This is a genomic window from Micromonospora sp. WMMA1947, assembly GCF_027497355.1.
In the GTDB taxonomy this organism is placed as follows: Bacteria; Actinomycetota; Actinomycetes; order Mycobacteriales; family Micromonosporaceae; genus Micromonospora.
In genome coordinates, this window is record NZ_CP114909.1 from 1,525,617 (window position 1) to 1,543,495 (window position 17,879).

The window sequence follows — 17,879 nt, forward strand, 5'->3', positions numbered from 1 at the left end:
CGCTTCCTATCCCACCGGGGGCGGATCATGCCCCCGGTGGGCCTGTGACTTTCCTCAGGCGGCGTGCCGGCCCTCGGCGAACTCCTCGACGATCTTCGCGCAGAACGCCGGCAGGTCGTCCGGCTTGCGGCTGCTGACCAGCCCGTTGTCGGTGACGACCTCCTGGTCGACCCAGTTCGCGCCGGCGTTTGTGAGGTCGGTGCGCAGGCTCGGCCAGGAGGTGATGGTGCGGCCCCGCACCACGTCCGCCTCGACGAGCGTCCACGGGCCGTGGCAGATCACCCCGACCGGCTTGCCGGCGTCGAAGAACGCCTTGACGAACCGGACCGCCTCCGGGTCCGTCCGCAGGAAGTCGGGGTTCGCCACGCCACCGGGCAGGACCAGGCCGTCGTACGCCCCGGCGTCCGCCTCCTTGGTGGTGACGTCGACCTGGTACTGCTTGCCGTGGTCGAGGTGGTTGAAGGCCTGGATCGTGCCGGACTCGATGGAGACCAGCTCGACCTGGGCGCCGGCGTTCTCCACCGCCTCCCGGGGCTTGGTGTACTCGACCTCCTCGACGCCGTCGGCGGCCAGGAAGGCGATGCGCTTGCCCTGAAGTGTCGCTGCCATGCTGCTTCTCCTCTCCGGGGTACGTCTGCACGGTTCCCTGGGCCGATGCCGCGAAACCGGACGCATCGGGTGGCCCACGTCGCGTTTGGCCCGACGGCCCGGGGGGATCCGCAGAGGCATGGCAGGAGCAGCAGCGGAAGAGCGCCGGCTCGCCACCGTGGTGGCCAGCTGGCAGCAGCGTCCCGTGCTGGTCGTCGGGGACGCCATGCTGGACGAGTGGCGGTTCGCCGAGTCGGAGCGGCTCTGCCGGGAGGCGCCCGCGCCGGTCCTCACCCTGCGGCGGCGGATCTCCGCGGCCGGGGGCGCCGCCAACACCGCGGTGAACGTCGCAGCGCTGGGCGGCCGGGCCGCGCTGGTCGCCCCGGTCGGTGCCGACGTGGCGGGCGACGAACTGCACGACTGCCTGGACCGCGCGGCGGTCTGGGACCGTACGGTGAGCCAGCCGGGCCGGCCCACGCCGGTCAAGCGGCGGATGCTCGCCGGCAACCAGATCCTGCTGCGGGAGGACTCCGGCGGCCCGGAGGACGGCTTGGACGCCGACGGGGTGGCCCGCCTGCTGACCGCGTTGCACTGCGCCACCGAGGAGCTGCGCGCGGTGGCCGCCGGTCAGCCGCTCACGCTCGTGGTCTGCGACTACGGCTTGGGCGCGCTGCCCTCGGCGGTACGCGCCTGGCTGGTCGCCAACCGCGACCGGTACGGCACCGTGGCGCTCGACGCGCACGACCTGGCCGACTGGCGCGGACTGAACCCGACTGTGGTGACGCCGAGCTTCGCCGAGGCGACCCGGCTGCTGGCCCGCGCCGCCGCGGGGTTCGCGCACGCCGAGCGGGGTGCCGTCCCCAGCGGCGACGTGCATCTGGACCACCCGGCCGAGGCCGACGGCCCGTCCGAGCTGATGGTGGGCGCCGCGCCCGGCGGGTCCGGCGAGCGCGCACCCGGCAGCCCGCACCCGACCTCCGGCACGCCCGCCGCCGAGGCCCCCGCCGGGCCGACCGGCGAGCCGATGCCGGGCGAGGAGCGGGTGGCGCTGACCGGCGACGGGCTGAGCGTCACCGGGACCGGCGTGACGGTGAGCGCGGCGGCCGGCACCGGCGTGGACCGGGCCGTGCTGGCCGAGTCGCGCCTGTCCGAGCTGCGCGCGCACACCGGCGCCGACGTGGTGGCGGTGACCCTGGACACCGAGGGCGCGGTGGTCGGTGGCGCCGAGGGCGAGCCCCGGCGCAGCCACAGCACCCCGGTCCCGGCCAGCCACGCGGTGGGCGCCGGGGACGCGTACCTGGCGGCCATGACGCTGGCGCTGGCCGCCGACGCGGGCCTGCCCACCGCCGCCCAGCTCGCCCAGCTCGCCGCCACCATCACGGTGGCCGACACCGGCACCTGCGTGTGCCGCCGGCAGGACCTGCTGGCCGCGCTCGGTACCGGCGCGGACGAGGGTGGGCACCCGGCCCTGGTCGGCGCGGACGAGCTGGCCGCGCTGGTGGACGAACACCGGCAGGCCGGGCGGTCCGTGGTGTTCACCAACGGCTGCTTCGATGTGCTGCACCCGGGGCACGTCCGCTACCTGACCCAGGCCCGCGCGCTCGGCGACCTGCTGATCGTGGCGGTCAACTCGGACGGCAGCGTACGGCGGCTCAAGGGCCCGGACCGGCCGGTCAACCCGGTCGAGGACCGGATCGCCCTGCTGGCGGCGCTGGCCTGCGTGGACCACGTGGTGGTCTTCGAGGAGGACTCCCCGGCCCGGCTGATCGAGGCGGTCCGACCCGACGTCTACGTCAAGGGCGGCGACTACCCGCCGGAGATGGTGCCGGAGGCGCCGCTGGTACGGCGGCTGGGCGGGCAGGTACGCACGCTCGGCTACGTGCCGGACCGCTCCACCTCGGCGATCATCGACCGGATCCGCGCCCAATCTGTCACCGACACGGTCGGCGAGGGCAGGCCGGCGTGACCCGACCGCTCGACCCGGGCACGCCCGAACGGTTCCGGCAGCACCGCCGCCTCGACGTGCTGATCCCCACCCGCAACCGGCCCGCCGAGCTGGCGGTCACGCTGTCCGGGCTGGCCGCCCAGGAGGGCGTACCCGGGTTCGGCGTGGTGGTCAGCGACCAGTCCGACGGCGAGCCCGCGTACGCGCACCCGGCCGCCGCCACCATGGTCCGCGCGTTGCGGCACCGGGGGCACCCGGTGCTGCTGACCCGGCGACTGCCCCGGCGTGGCCTGGCCGAGCACCGGTCCTACCTGCTGGCCCAGTCGGCGGCCGACGCGGTGCTCTGCCTCGACGACGACGTGTGGCTGGAGCCGGGCGCGCTGGCCCGGCTGGTCACCGCGCTCGGCGAGCTGGGCTGCGGGTTCGTCGGCAACGCGGTGCACGGCCTCTCCTACGCCGACGACGTCCGCCCGGAGACGCACGAGCACTACGAGGAGTGGACCGGGCCGCCGGTACCGGAACGGATCATGCCCGGGACGCCGGAGTGGCACCGGGCGTCCATCCACCCGGCGGCGAACCTGTTGCACGTCACCGAGAAGCTGGACCTGGCGGCGGGCGAGTGGCGGGCGTACAAGATCTCCTGGATCGGCGGCTGCGTTCTCTACGACCGAGCCAAGCTCGTCGAGGCCGGCGGCTTCGACTTCTGGGAGCGGCTGCCCGAGCGGCACCAGGGCGAGGACGTCGCCGCGCAGCTCGCCGTGCTGGAGCGCCACGGCGGCGCCGGGGTCCTGCCCAGCGGGGCCTACCACCTGGAGTCGCCGACCACAGTCACCGAACGCGACGTGGAGGCGTGGGAAGTGGTGCTCAGCGAGTCGCCCGCGGAGGTGTGAGCAGCTCCCGGGCCGCCTCGAGCACCTCGGCGGCGGGCACGTCGGCCACGAACGAGACGCGGTGCGGGCACTCGCCGTCGCCCGGCCGGTGCGGGTAGATCCCGGGTGTGCAGTCGACGCCGCAGACCGGGCAGTGGGTGGTCCAGGCGGCGATCGGGCGGTGCCGCCCGCGCAGCGGCGACGCCCCGTTGATCAGGTTGCCGACCCAGAAGACGCCCACTGTCGGCGCGCCCACGGCGGCGGCCAGGTGCAGCGGTCCGGTGTCGTTGGAGACCACGAGCGCGCAGTCCGCGTACGCGGCCGCGAGCGCGCCCAGGCTGAGCGTCCCGACCTGGGGACGTACCGGCACCCCGGCCGCCGCCACCACCGCGTCGACCGTCTCCTGCTCGGCGGGGGTGCCGGTGACCAGCACCTCGTACCCGTCTCCGGTCAGCTCGCGGGCGACCTCGGCGAAGCGTTCCGGCGGCCAGCGCCGCCGCGTGTCGGTGGCGCCCGGGTGCAGCGCGACCCGAGGGCGGGTGGGTTCGCCGAGCACGGCGGCGGCCTCCGCCCGGTCGGCGGCGGTGACCGCGAGCGCCGGGGTGATCGTGGTGGCGGGCGCCCCGACCAGGGCCGCGACCTCCAGGTAGCGGATCACCTCGTGCTGGTAGTAGACGTAGCGCAGCCACCGGTCCAGCGGCGGCGCGCCCTCGGCGCGCAGGCCGGCGGTCACCCGCGCGCCCAGCCCGGCCACGAACGGGTTCGAGTTGGCACCGCCGCCGTGTACCTGCAACGCCAGGTCGAACCGTTCGGCGCGGGCGGCGGCGAGGAACGCCGGGACGTCACCCGGCGACTCGCCGGGCCCCGGGTCGCGGATGCCGGGCGCCGCCGGCACCACCAGCACCCGGTCCACCGGGCCGGGCCGGTCGCGCCAGAGCGCCGCGTGCCACGGCGCGCCGAGCAGCACGATCTCCGCCGACGGGTACGCGGACCGCAGCGCGTCGAGCGCCGGCAGCACGAAGATGAAGTCGCCGAGTGCGTTGGCACGCAGCACGGCGATCCGCTCGACGTCAGGGACGCGCTCGCCGACCGGGCCGAGCACCTCCGGGTCGCGGCGCGGCGAGCTGGCGGGCGGGCTGGTCACGCGGCCCTACGGCCTGTCGATCTCGTCGAGCGCGGTGTCCGGGTGGTGCAGCTCCCGGTCGGCGGCCGGGTCGGCGGGCATCGGCGTACGGTCGGCGCCCGGCCGCGGGCCGGTCCGGCCGACGGTGATGGTGCGCGGCGCGGGCCGGGTCGCCCGGGGCAGGCGCACCCGGAGCAGGCCGTGGTCCATCACCGCGTCGATCCGGTCCGGGTCCACGCGGGACGGCAGGTCCACGCGGTACTCGAAGCCCCGGGTGGTGAACCCGCCCGGTATGCCGTGGTCGGCGTTGACCTCGGCCTCGGACCGGGCGCGGACGCACAGCTCCCGGTCGTCCAGCTCGACGGCGACCTCCTCCGGCGCCACACCGGGCAGCCGGACGACCACCTCCCAGCCGTCGGCCGTCTCGGCCAGGTCCACGTCCTGGCTGCCGGAGCGCCCGCCGACCAGCCGGCTCAGCTCGGAGCGCAGCGACTGGAGTTCGCCCATCGGATCCCAGCCCTGCTGACGGCCCCGCCAGCCCCGCCCGCCGCTCTGTTCGGTCATCGCGCGTCTCCGATCCGCTGTGTCGCCGAGTGGGGTCGCAGCGAGCTGGGCGCGTTGAGATCGTGCTCCGGGTCGACGCCGACACCGAGCCGGTCCACCAGTTCGCCACCGAGCCAGGCACTGACGCCGAGGATCGCCAGCGCGACCACCTCGATAGCGATCAGCGCGCCACCGGCCGCGCGGGAGTCGGCGTTGAGCCGTACCGCCCAGACCGCGGCGAACAGCAGGATGACCGCCACGTTGGCGGCGGCGTGGGTGAGCCCGACCCGCTTGGCGCGGGTGCCGGCCGGCAGGGCGAGCAGGTCGAACGCCCCCGCTGCCGCGGCCAGCAGGCCGCCGATCAGGCCGACGGTGATGTTCCAGTACGCGACCTCGGCGAGGAAGCCGGGCCCGCCCACTGTGTCCACCACGTCGAAGATCACCGCGGTCACGAAGAGCGCCACCGGGAACATCACGAGCATCGGGTGCACGGGATGGCCGAGCACCTTGAGCCGGCTCTCCATCTCGGCCTCCATCCGTCACGTCCGGACGCACGCTGCGAACCGGTCCCTACCCGCCGGCTCCGGGGGCAAACCGGCACTCGACGCGTCTCCTAGGCTGACAGTGGCGGAAACCAGGCCGTCGCGGGCCGGAACCGTCGTGACGATCAACGGACGGGGGAGGAAGACGTGACGACCCGGGAGATCACCAACGAGGCCGAGCTACGCGAACTGATCGGCACACCGATGCCGAGGGCGGCCGCCAAGGACCGCCGTACGCTGCACGAACGCGACCGGGAGTGGCTCGCCGCCTCGCCGTTCTGCCTGATCGCCACCGCCGGCGCGGACGGCACCTGCGACGTCTCCCCCAAGGGCGACCCGCGCGGTTTCGCGCTGGTGCTCGACGACACCACGATCGCGATTCCGGAGCGGCCCGGCAATCGGCGGGCCGACGGCTACCGCAACATCCTGGCCAACCCGCACGTCGGGTTGATCTTCCTGATCCCCGGCCGTACCGACACGCTGCGGATCAACGGGCGCGCCCGGCTGATCGCCGACGCGCCGTGGTTCGCCGACATGGAGGTCAAGGGCCACCGGCCGGTGCTCGCCGTCGAGGTCGCGATCGAACAGATCTTCTACCACTGCGCGAAGGCGTTCCTGCGCTCCGAGCTGTGGCAGCCGGAGACCTGGCAGCCGGACGTGCTGCCGACCCGGGCCCGGCTGATCAAGGAGGTGGAGGCCCCGGCGGAGAGCCTGGCCGACCTGGAACGCCACTACGGCCCGGCCTACCTGGAGACGCTCTACCGCTGACCCGGTCGCGGACGGTCAGCGCCGGACGTTGCGCTTGCGTTTGCCCCGGCCGACATAGCCGCGGCCGTCTGTTGCCGGTGCCACCGGGCGCGGCCGACGGGGGCGGGCGGCGCGCCGGCGCTGGATGCGGGACAGCATGAGCGTCACCCCGGTGCCCAGGGCGACCAGCCCGACCGCACCGAGTACGCCCTGCACGCGCCCGCGGTGCCCGCTGAGCTGCCCGAAGTCGGTGACGAAGTCGCCCGCGTCCGCCGGGTTGACCCAGATCGGCACCTCGGTGCCCGCCGCCCGGCACACCTCGAAGCAGGGCACCTCCTGCGAGTGCGTGCGGCCGTCGACCACGTAACGGAAGTACATGGTGCGCGACGAGGAACTCCGGTTGCCGCCACTCTTCGTCACCTGGTCGACGACGAGCGCCTGTGCGGGCGTACCCCGCTCGCGCAGCGTCACCCCCCAGTCGTCGAGCGCCGACTGCGTGTGGAACGGCAGCCAGAGCAGGACCCCACCGGCGACCGCCAGCAGCACGTACGCGATGCCGAGCGGTGACGGCCGGCGGATGGTCACGACGCCATCGTGGCCGGACGCCGCAACCCGAGGCGAGCTACTGGGCCGGGCTGAAGCGCGCCGGCACGCCCACGTCGGACAGGGCACGGGCGAGGTGCGGTGCGGTGGTCTTCACGTACGCCGCGCCGATGTGCGAGCCACCCCGGTAGATGAGCACGTTGCCGAACACCACAGGGCACCTGTCGGTCGGGCAGACGGCGTCGAACAGGTCGATCATCTTGACCTTCGGCGCGCCGGACACCGCCTGCCGCTGCATCCGGTACGCCGGGTCCTGGTCGTGCCGTTCCCTGTCGAACGCGCACCGGGACAGGCGCTTGCGGTTCTTGTCGGCGCACGTCACCGCCGGCCCGGGGCCGGGGTTGTTGGCGAGCACGACGACCTGCGTGCCCACGGCGTCGAGCTTCTTCCACGCCGACCGGACCCCGGCGACCATCGCCTCGACCGTCGGCTCCTTCGCGCCGCTGTCGAAGGCGCGCGCCGCGCCCTGCGAGGTGACCAGGTAGTCGGGTCGCTCCTCGACCAGTTTGCGCATCAGCGACCGGTTCCAGTCGATGCAGTCGGTGTAGAGCTTGCTCGGGTCGTCCGCCCGGACCGCGGGCGCGCTGGTGAACGGGCACGACGCCTTCGCGGCGATCAGGATCTTCCAGTCGTTCTGCTCGGCCAGCACCTGGAACGCCGGCAGCCACTGGTCCATCTTCGAGTCGCCGACGAGCGCGACGGTGGTGGCGGCGTTCGGGTTGCCGTACGTGCAGGACAGCACCTCGGCGCCGTCGACCTGCTGGAAGCACTTGTCCCGATTCGTGTCGGGCACGTCCATGAAGCCCTGCCGGATCTGCAGCGGATCCGGTTTGATCACGTCGAACCGCTCCGGGACCGGGCCGATCGGGGCGGTGCCGGGCGCCGTCGACAGCAACGCGGCCCCCGGGGCGTACTGGCCCTTGGTGGTGGTCGCGGCGGCGGCCCACGCGCCCATCAGCACCAGGACCATGCCGGCGCAGATGCCGGCGAGCGTGAAGTTGCCGCCCAGGCTCAACGCCAGACGCGGCGACGTGGAGATCTTCCGCGAGTAGCGCAGCGGGTTCTCCACCAGCCGGAACGTGATCCAGGCCGGGATCACCGAGGCGAGCGCCACCAGCAGGCCCTCGGTCAGCGACAGGTCACCGAAGTGCGCGGCGGCCACCACGAGCATCGGCCAGTGCCACAGGTAGAGCGAGTACGACAGGTCACCGATCCACTGGAACGGACGCGTGCCGAGCACCATCACCGGCCCGCGGGGGCCCGCCGCCGCGCCGGCCGCGATCACCGCCGCCGCGCCGAGCGTGGGCAGCGCCGCCGCGTACCCCGGCCATGCGGTCTTCCCGCTGACCAGCAGCGCCGCCGCGACGATCGCGGCGAGACCGAGCCACCCGAGGACGACCGCCACGGACCGGGGCATCCGCGCGGCGCGGACCGCCAGCAGCGCGATGGCGGCGCCGACCCCGAGTTCCCACAGCCGCGTGGTGGAGACGAAGAACGCCCGCTGCGGCGAGTTGGCCGTCTCGATGATCGACCAGACGAACGACGGCACCGCCAGCACCGCGAGACCGACCCACAGGACCGGCCGTACGTTGGCCCGCCGGAGCTTGCGCGCGGCGAGGATGGCCAGCACGATCAACAGCGGCCAGAGCAGGTAGAACTGCTCCTCCACGGCGAGCGACCAGAAGTGCTGGACCGGCGACGGCGCGACGTCCTCGGCCAGGTAGTCGACCGCGCGGTCGGCGAAGCGCCAGTTCACGATGTACGTGGCCGCGGCGGCGATGTCACCGCCGACGACCTGCCACTCACCCCGGGGTACGAACAGCCGGACCGCGACGGCGGTGGCCGCCAGCACCACGGTTGCGGCGGGCAGGATGCGCTTGGCCCGGCGCGCGTAGAAGCCGATCAGCGAGACCCGGCCGCTGCGCTCGATCTCGGAGATGAGCTGCCCGGTGATGAGGAAGCCGGAGATCACGAAGAAGACGTCGACGCCGACGAAACCACCGGGGATGAACGGCAGCCCGGCGTGGTAGAGCAGCACCAGCCCCACGGCGACGGCCCGGAGCCCGGCGACGTCGGCCCGGAACCGGCTCGGCGTCGCCTCCTTGCCCGGCTCGCGTGCGGTCGCCGTACCGCCCGGCTCCTCGGAGGGTGAACCTTCCCGATCGGCAACCTTCGTCAACGGCGGGGAAGTCATCGCGATCCTCAAACTCTGCGGCTGGGGGCGAGGGAACGATAGCGGCTGGTCACTCGGCGGGACAATCGCGCCGCGTCACCACCTCACCGGCGCGTGGCGTCGAAACCTGATGCGGTTGAATCGGCTGCGTGGCGAAGACCCTGACGATCACCACCCGCAACGCGAGCTTCCAGCAGTGGCAGGCGCTGCTGACCAACCGCACCAAGCGGCAGCGTACGGGGGAGTTCCTGGTCCAGGGGGTACGCCCGATCACCGTGGCCCTCGAGCAGGGCTGGCAGATCCGCGCCCTCCTGTACCCGGACCGGCAACCCCTCTCCCGCTGGTGCCGCGACCTGCTCGACCGCGCCGACGCCCGGCGGGTCGCGCTCGCGCCCGACCTGATGCGGGAGCTGAGCGGCAAGGACGAGGAGTCCCCCGAGGTGCTCGCCGTGGTGGCGCAGCCCGCCGACGACCTCGCCCGGATCCCGGTCGGGCCGGCCATGCTCGTGGTGGTCTTCGACCGCCCCAAGACCCCGGGCAACATCGGCACGCTCATCCGCTCCGCCGACGCCTTCGGCGCCTCCGGCGTGATCATCACGGGCCACGCCGCCGACCCGTACGACCCGAAGGCGGTCCGGGCCAGCACCGGCTCGCTGTTCGCCGTACCGGTGGTGCGCGTCGCCGGCCACCGCGACGTCCTGGACTGGGTCGCCGCGGTGCGCGCCGACGGACGTCCGCAGATCCAGATCATCGGTACGGACGAGCACGGGGACGTGGACGTCGCTGAGCACGACCTGACCGGTCCCACTCTCCTGCTGATCGGCAACGAGACGCACGGGCTCAGCAAGGGCTGGCAGGAGGCCAGTGACCGGATGGTGCGCATCCCGATCGTGGGAGCGGCGAGTTCGCTGAACGCGGCGGCGGCCGGGACGGTGGCGCTGTACGAGGCCGCCCGGCAACGCGCCGGGCGCCGGTAGCGGGCGCCCGGCGCTCCCCTGTCCGGCCTATCCGGACGGGCGATTCGACGCCCGGTCCGCGACGGCGTTTCGGTGGGCCGCACTGCCCTCCCGGTAGAACAGGTAGCCGCCGTGGTGCAGGACGTCGCCATCGAACCGGCCGTCGGCGGTGAACCCGCTGTCGTCCCAGTAGTCGATGTGCTCGCCGGTCACCTCGTACCGGCCGGTGTAGGCGCTCCTCCGGTCGCCGCGCGCCTCGTCGTACCGGCCGTCGGGCAGCAACTCCTGCCGGATGTGGCCGTCGGCGGTGACCCACATCCCGACGTACGGATGAACGGTCCCGGAGACCGGGAACCGCGCCTGCGTCGCGGACGGAGTGGCCTGCGGTCCGGGCGGTGTCTCCGTGCCGCAGCCGGTGAGCGCCGCCGCCAGGAAGACGGTGGCGGCCTTGCGGGGATCGATGCCGGACATGTCAGCCTCGCTGCCGGGTCGGACGGATGATGATCTCGTTGACGTCCACGTCCGCCGGCTGGCCGACGGCGTACGAGATGGCCCGCGCGATGGCATCCGGTGAGATCGAGTTCCGGCGGTATTCCCGCATCGCCTCCCGGGCCACCGGGTCGGTGATCGACTCGGCCAGTTCCGACTCGACGACGCCGGGCGTGATCGTGGTGACCCGCAGGCTCGGATCGGCCTCCAGTCGCAGACCCTCGGTGATCGCCCACGCCGCGAACTTCGTCGCCGAGTACACCGCGGAGGTCGGCACCACCTCGTGCGCGCCGACCGAGGCGACGGTGACCAGGTGGCCGCTGCCCTGCCGCTGGAAGACCGGCAGGACGGACGCGACGCCGTGCAGCAGGCCCCGGACGTTGACGTCGATCATCCGGTCCCACTCGTCCACCAGCAGGGCGTCGAGCCGGGACAACGGCATCAGACCCGCGTTGTTGACGAGCACGTCGACCCGTCCGAACTCGGCCACCGCACTGTCGACGAACGCGGTGACGTCGTCGCGGTCGGTCACGTCGAGCCGCCGTACCCTGATGTTGTCGTGCCGTTCGGCGAGCGCGGCGAGCCGCTCGCGGCGCCGCGCGCCCGCGACCACAGCGTGCCCCTCGGCGGCCAGGCGTAGTGCGGTCGCCTCGCCGATGCCGCTGCTCGCGCCGGTGACCAGAACGACCTTCGGTGTGGATTCCATGAGTCCACGGTGCGGAGTACGGCCGGCCGCAACCAGGGTGCGTCACACCCCGGCTGAGCCGCCTGGCGGCCGGTCGATCGCGGTTATGTTGGGGTGGTGGACGGCATCAATCCGCTCGGCGAGTTCCTGCGCGCCCGGCGGGAGACAACCAGCCCGGCGGAGGCCGGCATCGTCTCCTCCGGCCAACGCCGGACGCCGGGTCTGCGGCGCGAGGAGGTCGCCCAGCTGTCCGGGGTCAGCACCGACTACTACGCCCGCCTGGAGCAGGGGCGGGAACAGCACCCGTCGGAACAGATGCTGAACGCGCTGGCCCGCACCCTCGGACTCGACGCCGAGGAGGCGGCGCATCTGCACCTGCTGGCCAGGATCGGCCGCAAGCCTGTCCGCCGGGGTACGCGGGAGACCGTCCGGCCGAGCCTGCTGCGCCTGATGGACGGCTGGTTGCACACACCCGCGCTGATCATCGACCGCAGGATGGACGTGCTTGCCGCCAACCGGCTCGGACGCGCCCTGTTCGCCGCGCTGTTCGAGGCCGACGAGCCCAACCTCGTCCGGTTCGTCTTCCTCGACCCGGCGGCCCGCTCCTTCTATCCCCACTGGGACCGGGTCGCGCGGTCCAGCCTGGGCGCGCTGCGGGCCGCCGCAGCCGACATGCTCGACGACGCGCGGCTCACCGAACTGGTCGGGGAACTCTCGCTGAAGAGCCCGGAGTTCCGCCGGCTGTGGGCCCGTCACGACGTACGGGGAAAGACGCACGAGGCGAAGCTGTTCCACCATCACGACGTCGGCGAGCTGACCCTCACGTACGACTCGCTCACCGTCGCGGGCGCGACCGGCCAGCAGATGGTCGTCTACCAGGCGGAGGCCGGCAGCCGTTCGGCGCAGGCGCTGGCGCTGCTGGGCACGGTCGCCGCCGACCTGCCCGCTCCGGGCAGAAGAGCACGGGCGGCCTCGTAACCGCGATTACAGCCGAAACGCTACTGGTGATCCCGACTGTTCTCCTGATGGGATTTCCCAGCGGCGCGAGGACGATCATCCGATGCGACAGGAGCATCCGCGGCACGTACCCGATCGCGCCGACCCGGGCAGATGGGCGGTCGCCCGCTGGCGGCGCGCCCTGGCGATTCTCGCGCCGCTGGTCGCCGCGGTGCTCGGCGCCGCGATGGCCACGCAGTGGGAGGTCGGCGGCGGCCGAGCCGTCGGCTCTCTCCCCGCTCCCGCGCGATGGATGGCCGAGAACCTGCCGTTGTTCGACGGTGGGGAGCCGGCGTGGATCTGGCGTGGGCCCTTCTTCGTGTCGGTGCTGCTGACGCTGCCGCTCGTCTGGACGGTGACCGGCCACGCCACCGCGACGCCCCGGCGCCTCACGCGGTACGGGCTCCTCGCTGCCGCCATCGCGATCGGCCTGGAATACAACAGCCCCGGGTACGGGTGGATTTTCGACCTCGTGGCTCTGCTGACGGCGCTGGTGGGCACCGTCTGGTGTGGCCTGCAAGGGCTGCGTCGCGGTGTGCTGCCACGCCGCGTCGCGTGGGCGCTCGTCGCGGCACTGCCGTTGACGCCACCGGCCGGCTTCCTCACGTTCTGGTACCTGCCGCCCGGCCTGACCATGGGCGTACTGCTGGCCTGGGCGGCTGCCGGTGTCTTGTCCGGCCGGCCGCGTTCGCGGAGCGGCACCCCGTCGGCGGCGGGGTGATCGGCCTCGGCAAACGGCGAAGCCCAGGCCGATGACCTGGGCTTCTGTACCGAGCCGCCTGACGGAATCGAACCGTCGACCTACGCATTACGAGTGCGTCGCTCTAGCCGACTGAGCTAAGGCGGCAACGATCGTCAAGTGTACGGCACGCCCCGCCGGAAGCCGAACCGGATCCCCCCGCCCCCGAACCCGGACATCGGACCACATCCACCCCGCCACGGGAGAGACTTCGCGCCCGGTCCGGACTACCCTGCGGCGGGTGACCGACGAACCGCCGCGACCACCGGCTCCCGAGGCGCATCCCGGCGAGCGGGCGACCCGCCGCCCCCGCAGCATCGACCCCCGGGAGCTGGGTTTCACCCCGCGCCGGCCGGTGCCCTGGCTCGCGCCACTGCTGCTGATCAGCACCGGCCTGCGGACGTTGCTGGCGATGCTGTTCGGGGCGTACCTGGACAAGCGCGAGTTGCAGAACGCGTTCGGCGACGGCACGTTCCGGCAGGTCGGGCCGGACGGTGGGCTCTGGCTGGACTACGTGGCCGACCTGGGTGACGGCTTCGACGCCACGTACTCGGTGGCGTACCTGCTCGCCCAACCGGAACTGACGGTGGACGGGCATCGCCTTCCTCGCGCGCAGACGCTGGTGATGGGCGGCGATCAGGTCTACCCGGCGGCGGGCTACGAGGCGTACGAGGACCGCTGCAAGGGCCCGTACCAGTCTGCGCTGCCTGTCGCCCCGCCGGAGCAGCCGACGCTGTTCGCGGTGCCGGGCAACCACGACTGGTACGACGGGCTGACCGCGTTCCTGCGCCTGTTCGTGCGTACCCGGGACCGGCACTTCGGCGGCTGGGGCACCGGCCAGTCCCGCTCGTATTTCGCCGTCGAGCTGCCGGCCGGCTGGTGGCTGCTCGGCCTCGACGACCAGTCCGGCTCTTACCTGGACGACCCGCAGCTCACCTACTTCGACGAGGTGGCCCGCAAGCTCACCCCGGAGTCCAAGGTGATCCTGGCGGTGCCGGCGCCGACGTGGGTCAAGGCCGTCGACCACCCCAACGCGTACGACTCGATCGACTACTTCATCCGTACCCTCGTCGCGCCCACCGGCGCGCAGGTGCGGGTGCTGATCTCCGGCGACCTGCACCACTACGCCCGCTACGCCGGGACGGACCGGCAGCTCATCACGTGCGGCGGTGGCGGCGCCTACCTCTACCCCACGCACCGGCTGCCGGAGAAGCTGGAGGTCCCGCCGCGTGACACGCTGACCCGCCGGGCCAGCAACACCCAGGAGTACGACCTGGCGGCGCGCTACCCGGACAAGGCGCGCTCCCGCCGGTACGGCTGGGGGATCTTCGCCCGGCTGCCGTTCCGTAACCCGGGCTTCACCACGCTGCTCGGAACCCTGCACACGCTGCTGATGCTGGCGATGGCCGGGGTGGCGGTGCAGCGGGTGGGCACCACCGAGCAGCGGCTGTTCAGCGTGCCGCTGGCGATCATGCTGGTGGTGGCAATGATGGGCGCGGTGTTCTTCGCCAAGCCGCCCACGGCGGGCGGGAAACGGCACGCCCGGCACTGGATCCTCGGGGTGGCGCACGGGCTGGCCCAGATCGCCCTCGCCGCCGGCGGCACGTGGGTCTGGTTGCAGTTGCCGTTCTACGACTGGCCGTGGCCGCTGCCGGCGGTCGCCGCCGTGGTGCTGTACGGCCCGGTGAGCGGGCTGGTCGCCAGCCAGGTCGTCGCGCTCTACCTGTTGGTGGCGGGCGCCTTCGGGGTGAACCTGAACGAGCTGTTCGCGGGGCAGGGCATCGAGGACTCGAAGGCGTTCCTGCGCCTCCGGATCGACAGGGACGGCACGCTGACGATCTACCCGATCGCCGTCGACAAGGTGTCCCACGACTGGCAGCTGAACCCCGACCAGTCCCCCACCGCCTCCTGGCTGACCCCGAAGACCCCGCTGACCCCCCGCCTCGCCGAACCCCCCATCGTCATCCGCTGATTCCCTATCGGGGATCGGCTGTCAAGGTGGTGGCCGGCTTGACCTTGTAGGTCGGCTGGTTGGACGATCGTTGGCGGGGAAGGTCGCCTCGTTTGTCGGCGCTTTGCGCGTCTGACCTGACATGTCCCGCGAGGACTCGTTGAGGGGCCTTCCCCGCCTTCGTGTCGGTGGTTTTGGTGCTGCGCCGGCGGGCGCGGACGCTGGCGGGGACGGTCCACTGTTCGGTGATGAGCTGTTTCGCCTGCTGTGGGGTGACCGGGGTGCCGTCGAGGTCGCAGATCACGTAAGGCATGCGGCGGCGCATCACGGCCCAGAGCCGTTCGGCGAGCCGGGCCGCGACGACGCAGCTGGCCTTGAGGTGCTCGGCGCCGCGTTCGACCATCTGCTGGTGGTAGACCCGCGCGAGCTGGGGATCCTGCTTGCGGGCCCAGTCCGCGGCCCGGATCAGGGTGGCCCTGGCGAGCCGGGAGCCGGCCTTGGACATCGGCTGGCCCTTGCGGTTGGTGTCACCGGTCTCCGACGCCCGCGGCGCGAGTCCGAGGTAGGACTTGAAGTGCGCCGCCGTCGGGAACCGGGCGGCGTCACCGATCACCGCGGTCATTGCCGGTCCGCCGACCTCGGCCAGGCCGGGCAGGCTGCGGGCCAGCTGCATCGGGTCCACCCACCGGTAACAGGATTCCCGCTCGGCCGCGTGCGAGGCCAGTTCGGCGTCGATGGCGCGTAGCAGCCGCACCTCGGTCGCGATCTCCGCGGCCAGGTCGCTGAACGCGACCGCCGGATGCTCACCGTAGAGGTCGACCGCGGCCCGGGCGGCGACCAGCCACAACTCGGCCCGCGCCTGACCCTGGTGGTTGTTCGACGCTTTGACAATCAGCGCGGTCAGCCGGGCCCGCCCGAGCCGTAGCAGCGCACGCGGGTCGGCGTAGCGTTCCAGCACCGCCAGATCGGCCTTGCCCAGATCACCGGTCAGCGGCGTGCACGGCATCACCTGCCGGACCAGGTCCTTGATCCGCACCTTGTGCTCGGACGCGGCCATCGTCAGCCGATCACACGCCCGCACCCGCCGGTCCAGTGCCGCCGCGGCCGCATCCGGCAGTTCCAGGGGCCGCAACCCGTCCGGATCGATCAACGGCAGCCGGGCCAGGGTGTCCGCGTCGATGCCGTTGGACTTCGCATGCCGCGACAGGAATCGACGCAGATCCGCGGCCTTCGCACTCGACACCCGGAACACCAGATGCCCGCGGGCGGTAAAGAACACCGCGATCGGCAACCACGCTGGCCCGGTCGGCTCCATCACCACCTCCAACCGAGTCCCGGCCTCGGCGCCTGCCAGCGCCGCCGTCTCAATCGCGGTCAGACTCTGCAGCGTCGGCTCGCACCGCCGCCTGCACACCTCCTGCCCGGCCTCGTCACGCACCCGCACCGTGTGCGCCGACGCGATCCCCAGATCGATACCGACCAACCTGCGCTGCACTTGCCGCCTCCCGCGCACCGACCAACCACCTACTCCGGCGATCCGCGCGGGAACACCGCACAACAGCCACGGTCCCAAGGAGGCAGAGCAATCCGACGACGGCTCCCACTCATGTGCTGCAACCGGGCCCGACCTCAACAGGGCCGACCCACTTCCCTCATCCGGGGCATCCGTGGCCAGACCAGCGGTGGCAATCAGCGGTACGAGGCTCTCCCTCAGACCCCAACTCGACGCCACCCACCGGACCAACCGGGATGCTCATGCAATCCCAGGACCCCCGCGCTGATCAAGCACCGGAGTTCCTTACATGACCCCACCCGGCCGACTCACCCCGTTGATCATGAAGTTGGCGGCAAAGTCGATCACCATTTCGACCGCCAACTTCATGATCGACGGAGAAAGACAGGGTGGGAGGAGAGGCAGCGGGTCAGGGCTGGGGGTAGTGCTGGTCGTGGGCCTGCCTGGGGCCGCACACCGACGCGCGGGAGCACATCGAGCGGGAGCCGTCCGCGTCCAGCCGGACCGTCACCGCGTCGCGCGGGACGCTGTGGCCGACCACCTTGCCCTCGCCCTGTGGCGTGGACACCCGGCTGCCCACCGCCGGGGCCGTCTCCTGGAATTTCTGATACAGCGGGTGCTCGTACTTCAGGCAGCACATCAGCCGCCCGCACGCCCCCGAGATGCGCAGCGGGTTGAGCGGCAGGTCCTGGTCCTTCGCCATCCGGATGGTCACCGGCTCGAAGTCGGTCAGGAACGTGGCGCAGCACAGGTCACGACCGCAGGAGCCGATGCCGCCCTGCACCCGGGCGGAGTCGCGGGCGGAGAGCTGCCGCAGTTCGACCCGGCAGTGCAGCGTGGCGCCCAGGTCGCGGACCAGCGAGCGGAAGTCGACGCGGTGCGGCGCGGTGAAGTAGATCGTGGTGCGGTCACTGCCGTTCTCCGGCGTGGCCAGGACGTGGTCGACGGCGACCACCTTCATCGGCAGGCCGTGTTCGCGGATCAGCCGCTTGGCGGCGACCTTCGCCTCGGCCTTGCGCCGGCGCAGCATCTCGTCGCGGCGCAGGTCGTCGTCGCCGGCGATCCCGGCCAGCTTCGGGAAGCCGTCGGTGTCCTCGCTGACCCACTGCGCGGCCCACACGCACTCGGCCACCTCGGGCCCGTCGTCGGTGGGCACCAGCACCCGGTCGCCCACCTGCGGGCGCAGCTCACCCGGGTCGAGGTAGTAGAGGCGCCCGTACCGGTTGAAGCTGACCGCGCAGAGCATGCCCATACGCCCCACCCTACGCGGATCGACGCCCGCCGCACGGCGCACCAGTCGCCGCCCGGTCACCCACCGCAGCGATCATCGTCGTTGACCCGGCCGAACCGGCCCCTTCGCCTCGCCCGGACGGCTGAATCTCCGACGGGCCCCTGACAAACACCGCCCGGGCGCGTT

17 protein-coding genes and 1 tRNA gene are annotated in these 17,879 nt (G+C 72.6%); 7 read left to right on the forward strand and 11 right to left on the reverse strand.

The window, feature by feature from the left end:
• Positions 1 to 54: 54 nt before the first annotated feature.
• Positions 55 to 609 carry a type 1 glutamine amidotransferase domain-containing protein gene (locus O7604_RS07310; RefSeq protein ID WP_269702727.1) on the reverse strand — a complete coding sequence of 185 codons (555 nt, stop codon included), beginning with the start codon at positions 607 to 609 and terminating at the stop codon, positions 55 to 57.
• A 118-nt stretch (positions 610 to 727) separates the two neighbouring features.
• Here O7604_RS07310 and rfaE2 point away from each other — a divergent pair, with 118 nt between their 5' ends.
• Complete coding sequence (gene rfaE2 / locus O7604_RS07315) at positions 728 to 2,554, forward strand: D-glycero-beta-D-manno-heptose 1-phosphate adenylyltransferase (protein WP_281579217.1); 1,827 nt, start codon at positions 728 to 730, stop codon at positions 2,552 to 2,554.
• The gene (locus tag O7604_RS07320; protein WP_281579218.1) at positions 2,551 to 3,423 is read left to right on the forward strand and encodes a glycosyltransferase family 2 protein; all 873 of its coding nucleotides are present in this window, start codon (positions 2,551 to 2,553) and stop codon (positions 3,421 to 3,423) included. The genes rfaE2 and O7604_RS07320 overlap by 4 nt, the downstream gene beginning before the upstream one ends.
• Here O7604_RS07320 and O7604_RS07325 read toward each other — a convergent pair.
• From O7604_RS07325 to O7604_RS07335, 3 genes are read right to left on the reverse strand one after another with little or no spacing between them, the layout of a single operon-like run.
• Positions 3,398 to 4,546: a glycosyltransferase family 9 protein gene (locus O7604_RS07325; RefSeq protein WP_281579219.1), complete on the reverse strand. Its 1,149-nt coding sequence runs from the start codon at positions 4,544 to 4,546 to the stop codon at positions 3,398 to 3,400. The genes O7604_RS07320 and O7604_RS07325 overlap by 26 nt on opposite strands.
• Positions 4,547 to 4,552: 6 nt before the next feature.
• On the reverse strand, positions 4,553 to 5,089 hold the full coding sequence (locus O7604_RS07330; protein ID WP_269702734.1) for an Hsp20/alpha crystallin family protein: 537 nt from the start codon (positions 5,087 to 5,089) through the stop codon (positions 4,553 to 4,555).
• Positions 5,086 to 5,592: a DUF2231 domain-containing protein gene (locus tag O7604_RS07335; RefSeq protein WP_269702736.1), complete on the reverse strand. Its 507-nt coding sequence runs from the start codon at positions 5,590 to 5,592 to the stop codon at positions 5,086 to 5,088. Before O7604_RS07335 ends, O7604_RS07330 begins: the two co-directional genes overlap by 4 nt.
• A 165-nt stretch (positions 5,593 to 5,757) precedes the next feature.
• Between O7604_RS07335 and O7604_RS07340 the strand changes: the two genes are divergently transcribed.
• Positions 5,758 to 6,378, forward strand: coding sequence for a pyridoxamine 5'-phosphate oxidase family protein (locus O7604_RS07340; protein ID WP_281579220.1), 621 nt, complete (start codon positions 5,758 to 5,760; stop codon positions 6,376 to 6,378).
• Positions 6,379 to 6,393: 15 nt separating this feature from the next.
• On the opposite strand, the gene O7604_RS07345 is transcribed toward O7604_RS07340, so the two are convergent.
• Together O7604_RS07345 and O7604_RS07350 are read right to left on the reverse strand one after the other, a co-directional pair.
• Positions 6,394 to 6,942: a DUF3592 domain-containing protein gene (locus O7604_RS07345; RefSeq protein WP_269702739.1), complete on the reverse strand. Its 549-nt coding sequence runs from the start codon at positions 6,940 to 6,942 to the stop codon at positions 6,394 to 6,396.
• Positions 6,943 to 6,979: 37 nt separating this feature from the next.
• Complete coding sequence (locus O7604_RS07350; RefSeq protein WP_269702740.1) at positions 6,980 to 9,154, reverse strand: acyltransferase family protein; 2,175 nt, start codon at positions 9,152 to 9,154, stop codon at positions 6,980 to 6,982.
• A gap of 128 nt (positions 9,155 to 9,282) precedes the next feature.
• Here O7604_RS07350 and O7604_RS07355 point away from each other — a divergent pair, with 128 nt between their 5' ends.
• The gene (locus O7604_RS07355) at positions 9,283 to 10,110 is read left to right on the forward strand and encodes a TrmH family RNA methyltransferase (protein ID WP_281579221.1); all 828 of its coding nucleotides are present in this window, start codon (positions 9,283 to 9,285) and stop codon (positions 10,108 to 10,110) included.
• Positions 10,111 to 10,137: 27 nt separating this feature from the next.
• Here the strand turns inward: O7604_RS07355 and O7604_RS07360 are convergent, their stop codons facing one another.
• Positions 10,138 to 10,560 (reverse strand): Atu4866 domain-containing protein, encoded by a 423-nt coding sequence (locus O7604_RS07360; protein ID WP_281579222.1) that lies wholly within the window; start codon positions 10,558 to 10,560, stop codon positions 10,138 to 10,140.
• Between the two features lies 1 nt (position 10,561).
• Positions 10,562 to 11,284, reverse strand: a complete 723-nt coding sequence (locus O7604_RS07365) for an SDR family oxidoreductase (RefSeq protein ID WP_281579223.1) — start codon at positions 11,282 to 11,284, stop codon at positions 10,562 to 10,564.
• Positions 11,285 to 11,380: 96 nt separating this feature from the next.
• On the opposite strand from O7604_RS07365, the gene O7604_RS07370 reads away from it, so the two are divergent.
• Both O7604_RS07370 and O7604_RS07375 read left to right on the forward strand, forming a co-directional pair.
• Positions 11,381 to 12,241: a helix-turn-helix transcriptional regulator gene (locus tag O7604_RS07370; protein WP_281579224.1), complete on the forward strand. Its 861-nt coding sequence runs from the start codon at positions 11,381 to 11,383 to the stop codon at positions 12,239 to 12,241.
• Positions 12,242 to 12,323: 82 nt separating this feature from the next.
• A complete protein-coding gene (locus O7604_RS07375) occupies positions 12,324 to 12,980 on the forward strand; it encodes a hypothetical protein (RefSeq protein WP_281579225.1) in 657 nt (218 codons plus the stop codon).
• A gap of 52 nt (positions 12,981 to 13,032) precedes the next feature.
• On the opposite strand, the gene O7604_RS07380 is transcribed toward O7604_RS07375, so the two are convergent.
• Positions 13,033 to 13,106, reverse strand: a tRNA-Thr gene (locus tag O7604_RS07380).
• Positions 13,107 to 13,239: 133 nt separating this feature from the next.
• Here O7604_RS07380 and O7604_RS07385 point away from each other — a divergent pair.
• Positions 13,240 to 14,970 carry a metallophosphoesterase gene (locus O7604_RS07385; RefSeq protein ID WP_269702749.1) on the forward strand — a complete coding sequence of 577 codons (1,731 nt, stop codon included), beginning with the start codon at positions 13,240 to 13,242 and terminating at the stop codon, positions 14,968 to 14,970.
• A 4-nt stretch (positions 14,971 to 14,974) separates the two neighbouring features.
• Here the strand turns inward: O7604_RS07385 and O7604_RS07390 are convergent, their stop codons facing one another.
• A complete protein-coding gene (locus O7604_RS07390) occupies positions 14,975 to 16,444 on the reverse strand; it encodes an IS110 family transposase (protein WP_281579226.1) in 1,470 nt (489 codons plus the stop codon).
• A 427-nt stretch (positions 16,445 to 16,871) separates the two neighbouring features.
• On the reverse strand, positions 16,872 to 17,714 hold the full coding sequence (ricT, locus tag O7604_RS07395; protein ID WP_269702750.1) for a regulatory iron-sulfur-containing complex subunit RicT: 843 nt from the start codon (positions 17,712 to 17,714) through the stop codon (positions 16,872 to 16,874).
• Positions 17,715 to 17,879: the final 165 nt, after the last annotated feature.